A 17,683-nucleotide genomic window follows, 5' to 3' on the forward strand; every position below is an offset into this window, starting at 1 on the left:
AAAATCTAAACAATTGTAAATGTTAAAATATTCTTGAATTAAAATGAATATGCATTAGTCGGAAAGTTTTTAAGATTTTTTAATCGTAGATTTAGACTTTAACGCTCAAGCATCTGTATTTTTATCAGCTACTTGAGCGTTATATTTTTTATTGATCATACTTTTGCTATGGGATTATGTTGGAAGGTATTCATTTTTAAAAATAATGGTGAAGATCACTAAACCATCTCGTGATTCTGCTTGAATGGTTGCACCATGTAGCGTCAAGATAGACTTAGTGATTGCCAGCCCTAAACCTGTACCATCTTCAACACGTTGTCTGGAAGCATCTGTTCGATAGAAACGGTCAAACAACCTCGACAATTGTTCAGGGGATAAGGTAGGCCCCTCATTTTCAATTGAAAAACTGGTGTGTTCTACTGTTTGTTGGCATTTAATTTGAATGACAGAATTCGGCTTACCGTATTTAATCGCATTGGAGATTAAATTACTCAACGCGCGGCGGAGCATAGCCATATTTGCATTGACTTTTCCTGTACCGACGAGGTGAAACGTCATATGTTTTTCAGCTGCTAAAGCATCATAAAACTCAAACAAGGTATTGAATTCTTCATATAAATGAATGGTTTGTATGTTCTTAAGGTTAAGCCCATTTTCTGCTTTCGCTAAAAACAGCATATCTGATACGATTCTTGCCAGATGTTCAAACTCTTCTAAGTTTGAAAATAATACCTCTTTATAGGCATCGATGTCGCGGCTACGGGATAAACATACTTGTGTTTGCGTCATTAAATTGTTGATGGGTGTACGAATTTCATGGGCAAGATCTGAAGAAAAGTCGGAAAGTTTTTCTAAAGCTGACTCTAAACGATCAAGCATTTCATTAAAGGCGATGGTCAGTGATTTTAGTTCAGTTGGGGTATTTTCAACTTCTAAACGTGTAGACAAATTTTGTGCTGAAATACTTTCTGCAACTTTGGCTATTTTTTTGATTGGGCGCAATCCTCGCCAAACCGCAAACCATCCTAAAAACATTAAACACAATGCGCCAATTAAGCAAATATAAAATAGTTGGCGTTTAAATTCATGTAAAAAGAGCATATGCTCAGAAGTATCAATCGCAACAATAATTTGGGTAGATTGAGCCTCTTCATCGTCTTCAAAAATGTTTTGATAGACGAGCCCACGATAACTTTTATCTTGGACTTTCCATCTTATCCATTGATTCAGATCTGGGTTGGCAATAACTTGCGGCGCAATGGCTATTTGCGCGGAATTAAATACAATTTGATTCAATGGTCTTTCAACTTGCACAATCAGATTATCATGTCCGATCAGTGAATCTTTTAACGCAACATTAAGTTCAGGTGTGTTGGTTTGATTTTGTTTTAATAGATTTTGTATAAGCTGAATTTTTCCCTCAAGTAATACTCGATCCTCACTTTCAAAGTGCTGTGATACCCCGAGATGTATCACGAAGCCCATGATGATTAAAATTGTTACTGTAGAGAGTGAAAAAATAATGGCGATTCGAAAACTGATCGCATTGAACAGCTTACGCCTCATCTTCTACCTCTAAAACGTACCCCATTCCTCGAATATTCTGAATCAGTTTAGGTGTAAAGTTACTGTCAATTTTATTTCTTAAACGTTTAATCGCAACTTCGACGACATTGGTGTCACTGTCAAAGTTCATATCCCAAACTTGAGAGGCGATCAATGCTCGTGGCAAAATTTCTCCACGTCTACGCATAAATAATTCCATCAAAGCAAATTCTTTTGCAGTCAGGTCGATACGTTGTCCCTCACGCGTTACACGCCGTTTTCTGATATCGAGTTCAAGATTGGCAATACTAATTAAGTTACTGTCTTCTCGTTGCTGACCTCGACGAAGTAAACTTTTTATTCTTGCAAGAAGTTCAGCAAAAGCGAAAGGTTTTACTAAATAATCATCGGCACCTAATTCTAAGCCTTTTACGCGGTCTTCAATTTGATCTCGTGCGGTTAAGAATAAAATAGGCATGGTTTTTCCGTTCTTACGAACAGCTTCTATAATATGCCAACCATCTACCCCCGGTAACATGACGTCTAATATGATCACATCATAATCTTCAGAAAGTGCGTATTGTTTACCTGTGAGTCCATCTGTAACCCAGTCAGTAATATAACCTGCTTCAGATAGACCTTGTTTAAGGTAGTCACCGGTTTTTTGCTCATCTTCTACCAATAATATTCTCATATTCGATTCCTAGAATACCCTCTAAAAATATAATAGCGTGATAAAGCTAAAGAAAGGTATAGATTACATAAATGTCATTTTCAAGTCATCTTAATGTTCAATAGATCACTTTATTGTACAACTAAACAATCTCAAGCTTGGAGAGGTACAAATGCGAGCGATTTTACAGCGCAGTTTAATAAAAGTGATCTGTATGGGTACGCTAATAATTGCTAATCAATCTTGGGCAGAAGCTTCCAAAACACCGAATAAAACTGATCCTCAAGCAGCAGTAGCAATGCAATGCTCTATAAAGCCTTGTAATGTGCAGCATGAAGCCAAAAAAACCAACAATGAATCTGCAAAACAAGCACATGTAGATTCATTGGAGATGGCACAAAAAGCACAATCGAGTGGGGTCGATATGGCACATGTGGTGATGAAAATGGATCATTCAAAAATGATAAAGCCTGCTACCTCTGTGACACCAAGTAAGTAACACAATAAAGATTTACTTTGAAATTCAAAGCTTAGGGGGGTAGATGGCAGCGTTGATCCATCTATTCTGGAACGAAAGTAAAATTCGTAGGATGCGTCTAATTATAAATTTTATTTAAGAACGATATTTTTTAGTATTTGAAAGTTTTGGGAGATTAATATGTCTAAAATTCAAACCTTACAAGATCCATTGTTAAATTCTCTTCGAAAAAAACATATTCCAGTTTTTATTTTTCTGACCAATGGGATTAAATTACAGGGACATATTGAATCATTTGACTCATACGTTGTGCTATTAAGGAACAGTGTAGGTCAAATGCAAATTATCTATAAACATTCAATTTCTACAGTTTTGCCTACACGTCACCCACGTTCAAATATCAAAGGTTCTCTTGCAAGATTTGATCAGCAAAGTTATAACAACACCTATGATGATAGTGGTCAATATGGTTTGAATAACCAAAATGATTTTGGTTATCAAGTTGGCCCTAATGATGAAATACAATTTGACGATATTCCCGAAGATGAAAGTATCTAAAAACTAGGTCGTTATAGGTTCAGTCAAAAATATGCAGAATTTAGTGGTTTTAGCTCAGTGATCCTTTGTCTATATAGACAGTATGAGGATTTTAGTCTGGTTTTTCAGTCTTTAACATTTCCTGTTAAATATTAGGCTTCTTTATATAAGGCCTTTTAAAATCCATAGAGCAAGATGAAATCGCCCTCATCTTATAGTCAAACCACTTAATTATTCATACAAGTGATTTATATCAAATCACTGATCATAAATGAAGCTCATGTTTTTGTATGAATTTTTAGAAACTATTGATTATTCCTTCGGTTTTTGTACTTTTGAATCCTAGATGGTTATCCTATCGTGGGGCGACAGGGATGTCACCGTTAGGCGGGGGTACAGGACGTACCCCTCGCCTAGCAGAAGATTTTTGTCACTTTTCATCTCTGAAAAGTGAGGCATCGCCTACGCAAAGCTATTTAAACTTTGAACGTAATGTGTGGCATTGCAAGCTTTTTTATAATCAAATAATTTAATTTTCTATGTAATTAATTTAATTGAAAAATATTGATTAAGAGAAATTATATTCTTGTTTTTGAGTTTTTTGATAGGTTGACTATATTTAAGAGATAAAAAAAGACCCACAAGATAAGTGGGTCAATACGATAAAACGAACAAAGAGCAAACTTAAAATTTATTTTCCATCAATTCACATGATTATAAAAACACAAACAGTAAAATTATACCCAATACCACGCGGTACCAAGCAAACACTCTCAATGTATGTTTTTCAACAAATTTTACCAAAGCTTTGACCACCAATAGCGCAGCAATAAATGCAGCCACAAAACCCACTGAAATATTAATCAGGTTATCTGAGGTCAAAACATCTGCATTTCGAATTAAATCATAAGTTGCTGCGCCTAACATGGTTGGCATTGCAAGGAAAAAAGAGAATTCGGTTGCCGCTTTACGAGATAAACCAGACAACATCCCGCCAATAATGGTGGCGCCTGAACGTGATGTTCCTGGAATCATGGCAAGACATTGGGCAAATCCAACCAGAATAGCCTGCTTTAAGGTAATGTCAGTTGCCTCAATGGTTTTAGGTTCAAACTTTCTGGCTTCTACTGCAAAAATAATGAAACCTCCGATGATTAAAGCAAAAGCCACAACCAAAGGACTAAACAGCACTTGTTTAATAAAATCTACTGCTAAGACACCGATCACCACCGCAGGAATAAATGCAACTAAAACATTAATCGCAAAGCGTCTTGCTGCAACATCGCCTGAGAAAAAGCCGCGAATTAATTCGATGATTTTTTGTCGATACAGCCAACATACGGCCAAGATTGCACCCAATTGGATCACCACTTCAAATACACGTCCCGAATCTGAGTGAAAATCAATGAGATGGCCAAATAAGATCAAATGTCCTGTACTTGAAATGGGTAAAAATTCAGTTAAACCTTCGATTAACCCCAAAAACAATGCTTTAAGCAGTTCAAAATTTTCCATAAATAAAATAAACAAGCGTTCTAAAATTTGAACCTTTGTAATGTATTTAACGCTGTTTATAAATCAAAAAAGACAAAATTTTACGAAATTTTTACGCGGCTGATCTGACTGTAAATAGAGAGTTTACGGGATATTTTCGGATACTGAGTTGTGGAATATCCCAGCGTTTAGGATGAAAAAGATGAGTGCTAAATATATAGCGCATCAACAAGTACAGCATCCAAAATTATGCGTACTTCAAAAACATATAAATCATTGCAATATCGACATTTTTAATTTGAGCCAATCAAGTTGGGGGGGGATGTCATGTTAGAGTTTATCTTAGTCTTGGTGATTGTGGTGCTTTTGGCTTTTCCTTTAGGGAAGTATCTTGCCTGTATTATGCAAAACCGAGAGATGAAAATTGATCCAATTTTTAACTGGATTGAAAAACCGATTTATCGTGTTTTGGGTACACATCCTGATCAAGGGATGAATGCAAAAACCTATTCACTCAGCTTTGTCGCGAGTTGTATCGTCATCGGATTGGTCACTTGGTTGTTGTTTATGTGCCAAGCAAGTTTGCCACTCAATCCAAATAATGCACCGAATATGTCATGGGATTTAGCCCTGCATACTATGATTTCATTTCTGACCAATACCAACCAACAGCATTATTCAGGTCAAGTGCAACTGTCATATTTATCACAGATGGTTGGTATTGTTGGATTGCAAATCATTACGCCAATGATGGGCTTGGCAATGGTGGTCGCAACCGTCCGTGCGTTGTTTTATCCGCAATCGAATGCTTTGTCAGAAGCAGACCAAAACCTAAGCTTTCAAAATAAAGTTGAAAAAATCAATGTAGGCAACTATTGGGCCGATGTGATTCGTCCAACCTTTCGGTTTTTAATTCCGTTATGCATGATTTGGTCATTATTACTCAATAGCCAAGGTGTGCCATCAACCTTTCAAGGTGGCCCCGAAGTTCAGGTCGTTGACCAAACTGCTGAATTAAAAACTCAAAAAATTCCACTCGGTCCTGTTGCACCCATGGTTGCGATTAAGCAATTGGGTAGTAATGGTGGGGGGTGGTATGGACCTAACAGTAGTGTGCCATTGGAAAATCCAACACCATTTTCAAATTTCTTAGAAATGATCGCGATTCTACTTATCCCTGTCGCAGTGATTTTTATGTTGGGTTTTTTAACTAAACGCGCAAAATTTGCTGGTTTTGTTTTTGGCTCAATGTTGCTGATGTCAATTGTTTCAGCTACGGCAGCAATTTGGTCTGAAAGTCTGTCATCTACAGCGATGCAAATTTATGCCATGGAAGGAAAGGAAGTGCGTTTTGGTGAGGCATCTTCTGCACTTTGGGCCGCCATAACCACACAGGTCAACAATGGTTCCGTCAATATGATGCATGATTCCGCATCACCATTAACCGGCTTGGTGGCGCTGGCGAATATGCTGATTAACGCGATTTGGGGCGGGATTGGCTGTGGCTTACAACAATTTATGATCTATTTGTTTTTGGCTGTATTTATTGCAGGTCTGATGACAGGGCGTACACCTGAATTATTTGGCCGCAAAATCGAAGCAGGGGAAATCAAATTACTTGCTGTGGTGATTTTGATTCAGCCCATTACGATTCTCGGTTTAAGCTCAATCGCTTTGTTTTTCCCAGAACTTACAGGCAATAGCAATCCGCAATACCATGCTATTTCGCAAGTGTTGTATGAGTATGTTTCGGCCTTTGCCAATAATGGTTCTGGTTTCGAAGGTTTAGCAGACAATACCGTGTGGTGGAACGTGAGCTGTGTGATTGCTTTATTGCTTGGACGTTTTCCAACATTGATCATTCCTTTAATGATTGCTGCTCGTTTAGCTGCAAAGCGTCAAGCTCCTGAAAGCAGTGGTAGTTTAAAAGTGGAAACACCAACCTTTGCTTTCACCCTGATTGCCATTGTGGTGATGTTGACCTTATTACAATTTATGCCAGTCCTTGTTTTAGGACCGATCGCTGATCAGTTGTTATTGGTACAAGGCTAGGGTGAATAACATGAATCATTCAAAACAATCTACTCAAAATAAATCATCAACTTTATTCCAAGGTGAAGCTTGGAAAAATGCCTTGATTAAGTTGTTACCACAACATGCGATTAAAAATCCAGTGATGGCGATCGTATGGCTGGGTACCATCATCACATTGGTCAGTACTTTAACGGGCCAAGCCGATACTGTATTTGGTTTAGCGGTGACCTTGATTTTATTTATCACCGTATTATTTGCCAATTATGCTGAAGCCATTGCCGAAGCTAAAGGTCGAGGTCAAGCCTCCTCCTTAAGACAAGCACGTCAAAACTTAACCGCACGTCGACTCAGTTCGAAGGATGACTTAGAGGGTGTGCAAGTCGCTGCAACTTTATTAAAAATGAATGATCTGATTGAAGTCCGTGCAGGGGAACTTATTCCTGCGGATGGTGAGATTATTTATGGTTTTGCGACCATTAATGAAGCTGCGGTAACAGGTGAGTCAGCGCCAGTTTTACGTGAAGCAGGTACCGATAAATCGGGTGTGATTGGGGGAACGAAGGTTTTAACGGATCGTATCGTGGTACAGGTGACGGCCGAAGCGGGTAATAGCTTTCTTGACCGAATGATTGCTTTGGTTGAGGGCTCCAATCGTCAAAAAACACCAAACGAAATCGCACTAGGGATTTTACTGACTGTGATGACCGTGACCTTTATCGCAGTGGTGGTGAGTTTACCTTTTATTGGGCATTTCTTAAAAATTGAAATTAACCCGATTTTATTGGTGGCATTGTTGGTGTGTTTGATTCCAACCACCATTGGTGGCTTGTTGCCTGCAATTGGTATTGCGGGGATGAATCGGGCATTAAAAGCCAATGTGATTGCCAAATCAGGTAAAGCCGTCGAAGTGGCGGGTGATGTGGATGTATTGTTACTCGATAAAACAGGAACCATCACCTATGGTGATCGTCAGGCAACAGCATTTTTCCCACTGACTGGGGTGACTGAGTCGGAACTGCGTCAAGCTGCGATTTTGACTTCACTCGCAGATCCAACACCAGAGGGTAAATCCATTGTGGTTTTGGCAAAAGAGCTAGGTGAACATATTGTTGAACCTGAACAGGCCGAGTTTATTGCCTTTAATGCCGCAACGCGAATCTCAGGTGTAAATTTATTCAATGGTCAGCAAATCCGTAAAGGGGCAGTAGATGCGATTGTTAAATTCGCTTCACAGAATCTTGAACATCATAGTGAGCTTAAAACGCGGGTAGAACAAGTTGCTTCAAAAGGTGCAACGCCGTTAGTGGTGGCAAAAGATCAAAATATTTTGGGAGTGATTGAACTTTCAGATGTGATTAAACAAGGCATCAAGGAAAAATTTGCTCGCTTACGTGAAATGGGTATAAAAACTGTCATGGTCACAGGTGATAACCCACTGACTGCTGCTGCCATAGCTGCTGAAGCAGGTGTTGATGACTACATCGCTGAAGCGAAACCTGAAGATAAGTTAAATTGTATTCGTCTAGAACAGAATAAAGGTCATTTGGTTGCCATGGTTGGCGATGGAACCAATGATGCACCTGCTTTGGCACAAGCAGATATTGGTTTGGCAATGAACTCAGGGACACAGGCTGCAAAAGAAGCGGGCAATATGGTGGACTTGGATTCAGATCCAACCAAATTATTGTCTGTCGTTGAGATTGGTAAACAGCAGTTAATTACCCGTGGTGCATTGACCACTTTTTCATTGGCCAATGACGTTTCCAAATACTTTGCAATTTTACCTGCTTTATTTGTCGCAGCCATTCCACAAATGCAAGCTTTAAATGTGATGCGCTTGGGAAGTTCAGAAAGTGCAATTCTCTCAGCATTGATTTTCAATGCCATCATTATTCCATTATTGATTCCAATTGCTTTACATGGGGTGAAGTTTAAGCCTTCAACATCAACGCAATTGTTACGTCGAAATATGCTGATCTACGGTGTAGGTGGTGTGTTGTTGCCGTTTATTGCGATCAAGCTGATTGATCTGATGATCAACCCTTTATTGGCGCTTTAGAAATTTTGAGGATGATTAAAATGAATACTGAAAATAATCGATTGGTTGAGTCATCATTCGTTGGACTAACACGAGCGTCGCTTGGATTAACCATTGTCGCATTGGGTCTCTGTGGCTTTGTCTACAGTGCTGCGGCAACAGGGCTAGGACAAGTTTTTTTTGATCAACAGGCCAATGGCAGTTTGATCGTAGAAAATGACCGAGTTGTCGGTTCTAAACTGGTTGCACAGCCTTTTGTACAAGCGCAATATTTCCATCCACGACCTTCTGCTGCCAATTATGATCCAATGGCCATGGCGGGAAGTAATATGGCACGAACCAATCCTGATTTACATAAAGCAGTAGAGGAGCGTTTAAACAAAATTGCGATACAGGATCACATTGAAAAAAACGCAATTCCTGCGGATTTGGTCACGGCTTCAGGCAGCGGAATTGATCCTGAAATCAGTGTGCAATCTGCAATGATTCAAGTAAAACGCATTGCCAAAGCAAGACATTTGCCAGAACAGGATGTGCTAAGGTTGCTGCAAGAAAATAGTATACAACCTACATTTGGAATTTTAGGGCAAGCCAGAGTCAATGTACTTGAATTAAATTTGGCTTTGGATCAAATTGGAACTCAATAAGTTGATGTAATTGATTCTCTCTGATTGTTGAAAAGCGGGCATTATTGGGATTTTATTTTGGTATAAATTTACAATATTTCCTCTTTTCGATTGTAGATGATTCAAGCTGAATCAAACGACGGTTTTTTCTGTGTTTCTTTGTTGGCCTGTGTTTTTTGCTGTATTGAATGGTCGCAAAGAAACACCACAGTGATGTAATTTTTAAACAAGCAGACGGCGATGAGCGATTATAGAAATAATAAAGCAGATGTTTTACTGCAACACACTCAGCGTTATCAATCTGGGCGCCTCACTATATTTTTAGGTGCTGCACCTGGTGTGGGGAAGACTTTTGCAATGTTAGTGCGTGCACATGAACTGGCCTTGCAAGGGATCAATATTGTGATTGGCTATGTTGAAACCCATGGTCGCATTGAAACTGAAAACCTCATCTCAGGTTTGGTGATTATTCCAAGAAAGACGATTGAGTATCAAGGGCATTCGCTTGAAGAAATGGATCTTGATGCTGTGCTGGCAAGCAAACCCAGTATTGTTTTAGTGGATGAATTTGCGCATAGCAATATGCCAAATAGTCGTCATGAAAAACGCTGGCAAGATATTAATGAATTGTTGGATGCGGGTATTGATGTATTTACCACGATGAATATTCAGCATCTCGAAAGTTTAAATGATGTGGTCTATCAAATTACGGGTATTCGGGTGACTGAAACTGTACCTGATCGGGTCTTTGAGCGGATCCGTGATATTCGATTAATTGATTTACCAGTCAATGAATTACTTGAACGTTTAAATCAGGGTAAAGTGTATGTACCTGAGCAAGCTGAACAGGCATTACAACGATTCTTCAACAGTTCAAATCTGACCGCATTACGTGAATTGGCAATGCAAACGGTTGCCAGTCATGTCGATACCGATGTTCGAGAAAATTTTGCTATACAAGGACTTGCCCCCATTCCTTTAAAAAATCATATTTTAATTATGATTGAGGGCAATGGGCAGGCAGAGGCTTTGGTCCGCGCAGGTTGTCGTATTGCCGAAAATCGGCAGGCAAATTGGACGGTGGTGGTCTTTTCTAAAGATTCAAAAATAACCGAAAAACAAGACAATTTATCCAGTCGAGAAATTGAGCGCGCTTTAAACCTCACCCGTCAATTGGGCGGAATGACGGAAATCCTTTATGGTCAACAACATGCAAAAACGTTGTTTGACTATGTGATGGATCGTGGGATTTCAACCTTGGTGTTGACACAATCGCATCGTAAAGCCTTGGTATGGGGTGTAAATTTTGTTGATCAATTACTTAAGTACCAGCCAAGTTTTGAATTGAGTATCGTCCCCATTCTTGCAGAACATCGTCAGCAATCTTTTTTTCAAGACACGCATTCATTTCTAAATCTTAGAGAAATATTATTCGTTATATCGACCACGGTGGTCAGTATTGTGATTGCCAGCTTAGGTGAAAAGTATTTAGGAATCGAAGAGCTTTCGGTAATTTTTATCACCGCAGTGGTTTTTGTGGCATCTAAGACACGGATGCTGGCTGCGGTATTTTCGGCACTGTTGTTCTTTTTGGCTTATAACTTTTTCTTTATTTCACCCAAATTCACTTTGCAAATTTCTGCACATCAAGGCGTGATAACCGTGGTTGCCTTTTTAGGCGCAGCGTTGATTTCAAGCCGTTTGGCATCAAGACTGAGAGAACAAGTAACAGCTTTAAAGGCTGCCAATAGCTATAACAGTATTATGCAGGATTTAGGTCAAAAGCTGTCTATCGCAATTGATTTAAAGCAAGTGCAGGAGATTGCAGAAAACAGTTTAAGTAAAAACTTAAATGCCGAAATCTGGTTTTATTTCCCAGAATCGTCAACGTCATCACTTGAGGTGATTAACAGTAAAGAAAAAATTTCAGCAGATTGGACATTTAAGAACCATCAACCATCGGGACGGTTTACTCAAACCTTGACTGAAAATGATTGGTGGTTTTTACCATTATTGGCATCTAAGCAGTGTTTTGGTGTGGTCGGGGTTAAGTTTCTTAAAAATGTATCGGTTTTAAATACTGAACAAAAGCAACTGACTGAAACCATGATTGAATATATTGCTCAAGCAATTTCTCGAACCCAACTTACTAAAGCACTGGAAATCGCCAATGTCAGTTCAGAAACCGAGAGATTACGTTCGGCCTTGTTATCCTCCGTTTCTCATGATTTACGTTCACCTTTAGCTTCTATGATTGGAGCAGCTGATACTTTGAGCAATTATCGGCATTCTATGGATGAACAAGATCAAGACAGTTTGTTGGAGGCGATTCATTTAGAAGGCGAACGACTGGATCGCTATATTCAGAATTTATTGGATATGACGCGTTTAGGCCATGAAGGTTTAAGTCTTAAACGAGATTGGATTGGTGTCGATGAGTTGATTGGTTCAGCGGTACGCCGTTTAAAACGTTATATGCCGCAAAGTCTTGTTGAGGTTGATTTACCTGAGCAAACTTTGAGCCTATTTGTGCATGCAGCTTTGATCGAACAAGCGATTTTTAATGTATTGGAAAATGCAGCCAAGTTTTCTCCAGAAAATAAAGCGGTAACGATTAAAGTTTTACAACTCAATGAAAATGAACTTGAAATCTCAATTAGCGATCAAGGTTTAGGCATTCCAGAAGATGAGCGAGAGCGAATTTTTGATATGTTCTATACTATGGAACGTGGTGATCGCGGGCAGTATGGTACGGGATTGGGCTTAACCATTGTTAAAGCCATTATTGGTGCACATATGGGTAAAATTTCGGCATCATCAGCCAAGAATAATCAAGGCACCTGCATCCGTATGCAATTGCCGATTCAGCAGATTGGATAAGCGCACATATTGATTTTAGGAAATAGCATGCCAGAACATAATGTATCGACAAGTTCCATGACCAATGTATTGATTATTGATGACGAAACTCAAATTCGTAAGTTTCTTGATATTGCGCTTAGAGCACAAGGGTATAAAACCCTACTGGCTGAAAATGGTCAAAAGGGCTTAGAGCTTTTGGCTTTGCAAGGTGCTGATTTAATTATTTTAGATTTAGGGCTACCTGATTTAGATGGTTTAGAAGTTTTGTCTGAGTTGCGAGCGTGGTCACATGTCCCTGTGATTGTTTTGTCGGTTCGTTCCAATGAAGAAGAAAAAGTTAAACTACTGGACGCTGGCGCCAATGATTATGTGACGAAACCTTTTAGTGTTCAGGAGCTTATGGCGCGGATCCGTGTATTGCTCAGACAATTTCAAAATATTGCTGTAGAGTCCGCTTTTTTTGATGATGGATTTTTAAAAATTGATTTTGCCCAAAGACAGGTGTTTCTTAACCAACAACTGATTTCATTGACACGTAAGGAATATCAATTGCTGACTTTATTGGCGCAACATAAAGGGCAGTTGATTACTCAGCCACAAATTCTCAGTGATTTATGGGGACCTACTCATCAGGAAGATACCCATTATTTAAGAATTTTAGTGGCCAAATTGCGTGGAAAACTGAATGATAATGCAGTACAACCCAAATATATTGTGACTGAACCAGGCGTGGGCTTACGCTTTGTAGGCTAAGCATGGCTAAATCTTTTTTGAGATCATTGGTCTCTTACTGTATTTACAGTAGATGGTTAAAATTAAACTAAACGATTCTTTGTAAAGTGCAGAGTAAGGGGCTTTTTATAGTCAACCTGTCAAAAAACTCAGACACAATAATATAATTATCCTTAATCAATATTTTTAATTAAATTAATAGTATATAAAAGTTATTTGATTAAAAAGTTAGCAATGCCACACTTTACATTTAAAGTTTAAATACCTTTGCGTAGGCGATACCTTACTTTTGAAAGATCAAAAGTAACAAAAATCTTTCGTTTAACAGGGCTCTTGCGCTGCAAACAAAGCAGTGCTTTATTTTTGCTCATATACCCCCGCCCAACGGCGACATCCATGTCGCCCCACGGTAGGATACCCATCTATGATTCAAAAGCACAAAAAACGAAATACTGACAATAAATATAGTTTATTTATTAAATCAAACAATTAACTGATTTATTCAGACTTGAACGAGCACCTGTGTTTTAAGTTTCACTAAGAATTTTGGTCTTATATGGATAAGACTTTATGATTTGAATTTAGAATTGTGAGAATTGAATAAATAAAGCGTAATCAAATATATTTTATCCGCTTTCATCTGTTGATCTGTGTTAACTTAGCTTTGATCGAATCCGTAAGCGAAACGGAAGTGTTTAGGTTGTTACAGGAATTGCGTATTCCCTCTAAATAGATTTAAAACCTAAGCAGTTAACGCTGAGCATGAGATCGCAGCATGCCGATCTAAAAAGCCCGCACTATTGTGGGCTTTTTTACATCATTAAAAACTGAGTATTTTAGTAGATAACATCTAAATTTATATGACACACAATAAAAAACTTACCAAGTAGCGGTAAGTTTTTTTAGATAAAGCTGTATAAATCAAACTTTAATATTATTTAGCTTTATTTTCTTCAGCTGGTTTAACTTCATTATTGTCCTGATTTGGATTCGGCGGTGTCACACCAGGAGTTGCTTGTGGCGCATCTTTAGCAGGAGTTTGCTCAGCATTTTTAGTATCAGAATTTGCTTGAGTTGAATTTTGCGAAAAACTTTTAAATGACATTATAATCTTCTTAACTGTGAAGTGAGTCTGGATAATAGCCTTTTAATCCACTTACACTAAGGTAGTTGTGAGAGCCATATGTGGAGATATGTTGGCTAAACTGAGTTTATATCGACAAAATATATTTATAAAAATATCAAATATTTGTATGGTGTTTTTTTAAATGATGATATAGGAAATCTTTAAATCTAGGCCTGTACATAAACATCACAAAGCCATTATATAAAGAAGAACTTTTAATTTAAAATAATCAAATGTTATTTAAGTTGCATAATCTACTGAATGAGCGTATTATGAAAAATACTAAAGCAGATGTGCTTAATATATAAGCAAGACTTGAAGGTTGGCTTCAACTCTGACTTCTGCAATATCAAGCTGATGTAAATATCAAAAGTTTAAATTAAGGTTAGATGCCTTCTTATCGTTAGTTCCAAAAATATATCTGTTGGTCTTAATAGTTAAATACTTCTCTGTTTGCAAAAGCTCAAAACAATTGAGTGAAAAAATGAATATTTTAAATGGCTGGACAATAGCCTCTGCAGTAAATGGCGATGAAATTCGCGTAAAGATCGTTCCTTTAAAAAGACAACAAAGCAACCGTACTGGTATGAGTTGGGTCGAAGTAGGGAAAAAGATTGAATTAGAATCTGGTGACGATCGTCAATTTAATATTGATGGTTCATCTTTCTATCTTAATCAAAATCAACTTTATCGTATTGCGATATAAATCGTAATCAATGTTTTAGAAAAGCTCATCGTAAGATGGGCTTTTTATATGGGTGAACGAATATAAAAGGTATCGAAAGTTAAAGAATGATTTCTGATCTGTGTTGATTGATCAATACTCGATAATTTAAAATGATTAAATGGAATTAAAATCTCATAATAAAAACTTACCATGTGACTGTTTGGTTAAATAGCGAAATAGATTAAATCAGCCATAAGACTGAAATTTCGATGATTTATCTGAATCTTTGAAATCAAATGTAATAAAGTTTCACATAAACTTGCATAACTCACATATCGAAATACTTTATTAGAAATTTGATGTTATTCCTAATAGACGTTATTCAATTCAGTATGAGGTATATCATGTTAAAGACCGTAGCATTATTAGGGACTGGGATCGCAATTGCTTGCTACTATCAGTCACATAAAAATAATCCTCAGAAAACCAAGGGTAAAAATTTAGCCAAAACCAAAGATGATGATCATAAAGAGTCCTCAGCAGAAGCAGTACATTAAATTTTAATGAAAAACCACCGATTCGGTGGTTTTTTAATATGGGTATGGCAATCGTAAAACTTAATCATGCTCAACTGATTGTCGATACAGTGATAAAAGCTCTTTAAAGGACTTTTATAATATTAAACGATAGCGTATTCGATCTTAATTTTGATGTTGATAAAACCAATCTGCCGCATGTGCAACTGTTCTATCTACAATATCGGGTTGCTCATAATACTGGAAATGGTTGGTTCCATTTTCCCAGATAAGCTTTTTATCTGATGTTGGAATTGAATCGAAATGACGACGAGCCGCTGCTGGATTCATACAGGTATCTGAATGAATGATAAGCGCGGGTTTCTTTAGTTTTGCAACGCCAGCTACAGTTGAATAAGAAAAATGATCAAGATCACTCATAATTGCGTAGCGATTCTCCCAGTTTTTTAGCGTCCATGCTCCATACCAACTCCATATAATTGGACCAGGTAAGCCTGCATTTGAGCCTTTGACGCGATCACCGAGGTCTGGCGATACGAGTGGCTGATAGATTACTTCACCTGTTGCTTCGTAAAGAATTTTGGCATCCTGTGCTTTCTTTAAACGGATCGCTAATAAGGCTTCTAATTCTTTGATCGTTGGGGCAGATTCAAGATCAAATGGATTTTCTGTCACACCTGCCGCAAGCATAAATAAATCAGTTTCTCTATCTCGATAATATCCAGTAACAGAAACAACGGCTTTGACACGCTTTTCATAAGACGCGATATCCAGCATTTCAGGTCCACCTTGGCAAACCCCTAATAGAAATATTTTATCGGTATCGACATCGTTACGGGTAAAGATGTAATCAATTGCAGCAATGACATCTTCATTTTTCATTTTTGGATTTTCAAGGCGACGTGGCATGCCTTGGCTCTCACCAACAGTTCTTGGATCAAATGCGAGGGTGATAAAGCCTTCATCTGCTAAACGTGTTGCATACTGAGTGGGTGCCTGTTCTTTTTGAAAAGAATATGGCCCAAGAATAATAACAGCGGGGAGTTTTCCATTGGTATTTGGCTTATATAAATCGCCAACCACTGCATCACCATGTGAATTAAATGTTATTTTTTCTACAGCATAGTTACCATGTTTGGGCATTGTAATTTTCCTTATCGTCATTAATTTTGAGTACCCATTCAGCCTATATAAATATATTATTGAGAACAATCTCATAAAACTTTATAGAATAGTGAAAATGGCTCATCAATTGAAAAGCGGTGAACTCTTTGCTTTAACAATTTTTTTATCTGTGGCCTCTCATCGAAACTTCCGTGCAGCTTCGGTTGAGTTAAACGTCACACCTTCAGCAATTAGTCATGCCATAAAAGGTTTGGAAAGCCGCTTAAATGTTCGGCTTTTTAATCGAACCACACGCAGTGTTTCTTTGACTGATGCCGGAATCCAATTGGTTCATTCACTTCGACCATCCATGGAAAATATTTCAAATGCGCTAAATCATTTAGATGATTTTAGAGATCAGCCGAGTGGTGTACTTAGAATTAATGCCAGTGAAGGGGCGGTTAGGTTGGTTTTAAAACCCATTCTTAAAAAGTTCTTACAACACTATCCATTGGTTCATTTAGATATTGTTTGCGATGGCAAATTAACCAATATCGTTGAAGAAAATTTTGATGCAGGCATACGCCTTGCAGATGATATACCTAAAGAAATGGTTGCAATCCGTTTAACTGAAACCGCACGTTTTGTTGCTGTCGCATCCCCAGACTATTTATTAAAAAATTCTACGCCACTTGTTCCGCATGATCTTTATGAACATGATTGCATTCGTTTTCGTTTTGATAGTGGCTTAATTTTTCGCTGGGAATTTGATATGAATGGCATTATTGAAAAGATAGATGTCAAAGGGCGATTAACACTAACAGATCAAACATTAATGGTTGACGCTGCAATAGATGGTATTGGTATTGCATTTGTACCCGACCATTTGGTAAGGAATGCTGTTGAAAATCAGCAATTAAGTATCGTTTTGGAAAAGTTTAGTCCAGTCTATCGTGGACTTAGCCTTTATTATCCTGGCTATCGTCATGTATCAACTACACTTAAGGCGTTGATCAATATGATTCGTGATTCATCAAGCGATTGATATTCATTATTTTCATTTCCACAAGTCGCAAAAAAGCTTGGCTAAAAAGAGTTCATTTTAGAATTCAACTTATTTGCCTATATCGAGCGATCTTAAAGAGAAAATTTAATCATTTAAAAGCGAACTTTCATTCACAGAAGACATAAGGAAAAAGATAAAAACTTCAAAAAGTACTATGTTTTATAG

The 17,683-nt window shown here is 37.8% G+C and carries 15 protein-coding genes; 10 read left to right on the forward strand and 5 right to left on the reverse strand.

The genetic code is table 11. The features are described 5' to 3' along the window. Positions 1-174: 174 nt before the first annotated feature. Both M2R48_RS06100 and M2R48_RS06105 read right to left on the reverse strand, forming a co-directional pair. A complete protein-coding gene (locus tag M2R48_RS06100) occupies positions 175-1,566 on the reverse strand; it encodes a heavy metal sensor histidine kinase (protein WP_262085431.1) in 1,392 nt (463 codons plus the stop codon). Beyond that, complete coding sequence (locus M2R48_RS06105; protein ID WP_004722117.1) at positions 1,556-2,239, reverse strand: heavy metal response regulator transcription factor; 684 nt, start codon at positions 2,237-2,239, stop codon at positions 1,556-1,558. Before M2R48_RS06105 ends, M2R48_RS06100 begins: the two co-directional genes overlap by 11 nt. 193 nt (positions 2,240-2,432) lie before the next feature. Between M2R48_RS06105 and M2R48_RS06110 the strand changes: the two genes are divergently transcribed. Beyond that, positions 2,433-2,717, forward strand: a complete 285-nt coding sequence (locus M2R48_RS06110) for a hypothetical protein (protein ID WP_262085432.1) — start codon at positions 2,433-2,435, stop codon at positions 2,715-2,717. A 159-nt stretch (positions 2,718-2,876) separates the two neighbouring features. After that, positions 2,877-3,254 carry an RNA chaperone Hfq gene (gene hfq, locus M2R48_RS06115; RefSeq protein WP_262085433.1) on the forward strand — a complete coding sequence of 126 codons (378 nt, stop codon included), beginning with the start codon at positions 2,877-2,879 and terminating at the stop codon, positions 3,252-3,254. 693 nt (positions 3,255-3,947) lie between these two features. Here the strand turns inward: hfq and M2R48_RS06120 are convergent. Continuing rightward, positions 3,948-4,748: an undecaprenyl-diphosphate phosphatase gene (locus tag M2R48_RS06120; protein WP_056516247.1), complete on the reverse strand. Its 801-nt coding sequence runs from the start codon at positions 4,746-4,748 to the stop codon at positions 3,948-3,950. A 306-nt stretch (positions 4,749-5,054) separates the two neighbouring features. On the opposite strand from M2R48_RS06120, the gene kdpA reads away from it, so the two are divergent. The 5 genes from kdpA to M2R48_RS06145 all read left to right on the forward strand — a co-directional run bounded on the left by kdpA (position 5,055) and on the right by M2R48_RS06145 (position 13,040). Beyond that, positions 5,055-6,779, forward strand: a complete 1,725-nt coding sequence (gene kdpA / locus M2R48_RS06125; protein WP_262085434.1) for a potassium-transporting ATPase subunit KdpA — start codon at positions 5,055-5,057, stop codon at positions 6,777-6,779. A gap of 10 nt (positions 6,780-6,789) precedes the next feature. Next, entirely contained in the window at positions 6,790-8,820 is a 2,031-nt protein-coding gene (kdpB, locus tag M2R48_RS06130) for a potassium-transporting ATPase subunit KdpB (protein ID WP_262085436.1), read from the forward strand. 20 nt (positions 8,821-8,840) lie between these two features. Next, the gene (gene kdpC / locus M2R48_RS06135; RefSeq protein WP_262085437.1) at positions 8,841-9,446 is read left to right on the forward strand and encodes a potassium-transporting ATPase subunit KdpC; all 606 of its coding nucleotides are present in this window, start codon (positions 8,841-8,843) and stop codon (positions 9,444-9,446) included. A 219-nt stretch (positions 9,447-9,665) separates the two neighbouring features. Beyond that, positions 9,666-12,305 carry a sensor histidine kinase gene (locus M2R48_RS06140; RefSeq protein ID WP_262085439.1) on the forward strand — a complete coding sequence of 880 codons (2,640 nt, stop codon included), beginning with the start codon at positions 9,666-9,668 and terminating at the stop codon, positions 12,303-12,305. Positions 12,306-12,332: 27 nt separating this feature from the next. Further along, on the forward strand, positions 12,333-13,040 hold the full coding sequence (locus M2R48_RS06145) for a response regulator (protein WP_034618127.1): 708 nt from the start codon (positions 12,333-12,335) through the stop codon (positions 13,038-13,040). A gap of 913 nt (positions 13,041-13,953) precedes the next feature. Here the strand turns inward: M2R48_RS06145 and M2R48_RS06150 are convergent. Then, positions 13,954-14,124: a hypothetical protein gene (locus tag M2R48_RS06150; protein WP_262085440.1), complete on the reverse strand. Its 171-nt coding sequence runs from the start codon at positions 14,122-14,124 to the stop codon at positions 13,954-13,956. A 505-nt stretch (positions 14,125-14,629) separates the two neighbouring features. On the opposite strand from M2R48_RS06150, the gene M2R48_RS06155 reads away from it, so the two are divergent. Further along, positions 14,630-14,851 carry a hypothetical protein gene (locus M2R48_RS06155; protein ID WP_004722098.1) on the forward strand — a complete coding sequence of 74 codons (222 nt, stop codon included), beginning with the start codon at positions 14,630-14,632 and terminating at the stop codon, positions 14,849-14,851. Between the two features lie 365 nt (positions 14,852-15,216). Continuing rightward, positions 15,217-15,369 carry a hypothetical protein gene (locus M2R48_RS06160; protein ID WP_004819938.1) on the forward strand — a complete coding sequence of 51 codons (153 nt, stop codon included), beginning with the start codon at positions 15,217-15,219 and terminating at the stop codon, positions 15,367-15,369. Positions 15,370-15,513: 144 nt separating this feature from the next. Here the strand turns inward: M2R48_RS06160 and M2R48_RS06165 are convergent, their stop codons facing one another. Continuing rightward, positions 15,514-16,491 carry an alpha/beta hydrolase gene (locus M2R48_RS06165; RefSeq protein ID WP_262085441.1) on the reverse strand — a complete coding sequence of 326 codons (978 nt, stop codon included), beginning with the start codon at positions 16,489-16,491 and terminating at the stop codon, positions 15,514-15,516. Positions 16,492-16,588: 97 nt separating this feature from the next. Here M2R48_RS06165 and M2R48_RS06170 point away from each other — a divergent pair, with 97 nt between their 5' ends. After that, positions 16,589-17,497: a LysR family transcriptional regulator gene (locus tag M2R48_RS06170; protein WP_262085443.1), complete on the forward strand. Its 909-nt coding sequence runs from the start codon at positions 16,589-16,591 to the stop codon at positions 17,495-17,497. Positions 17,498-17,683 lie beyond the last annotated feature (186 nt).

Source organism: Acinetobacter sp. I-MWF, from assembly GCF_025433935.1.
GTDB classification, from domain to species: domain Bacteria; phylum Pseudomonadota; class Gammaproteobacteria; order Pseudomonadales; family Moraxellaceae; genus Acinetobacter; species Acinetobacter guillouiae.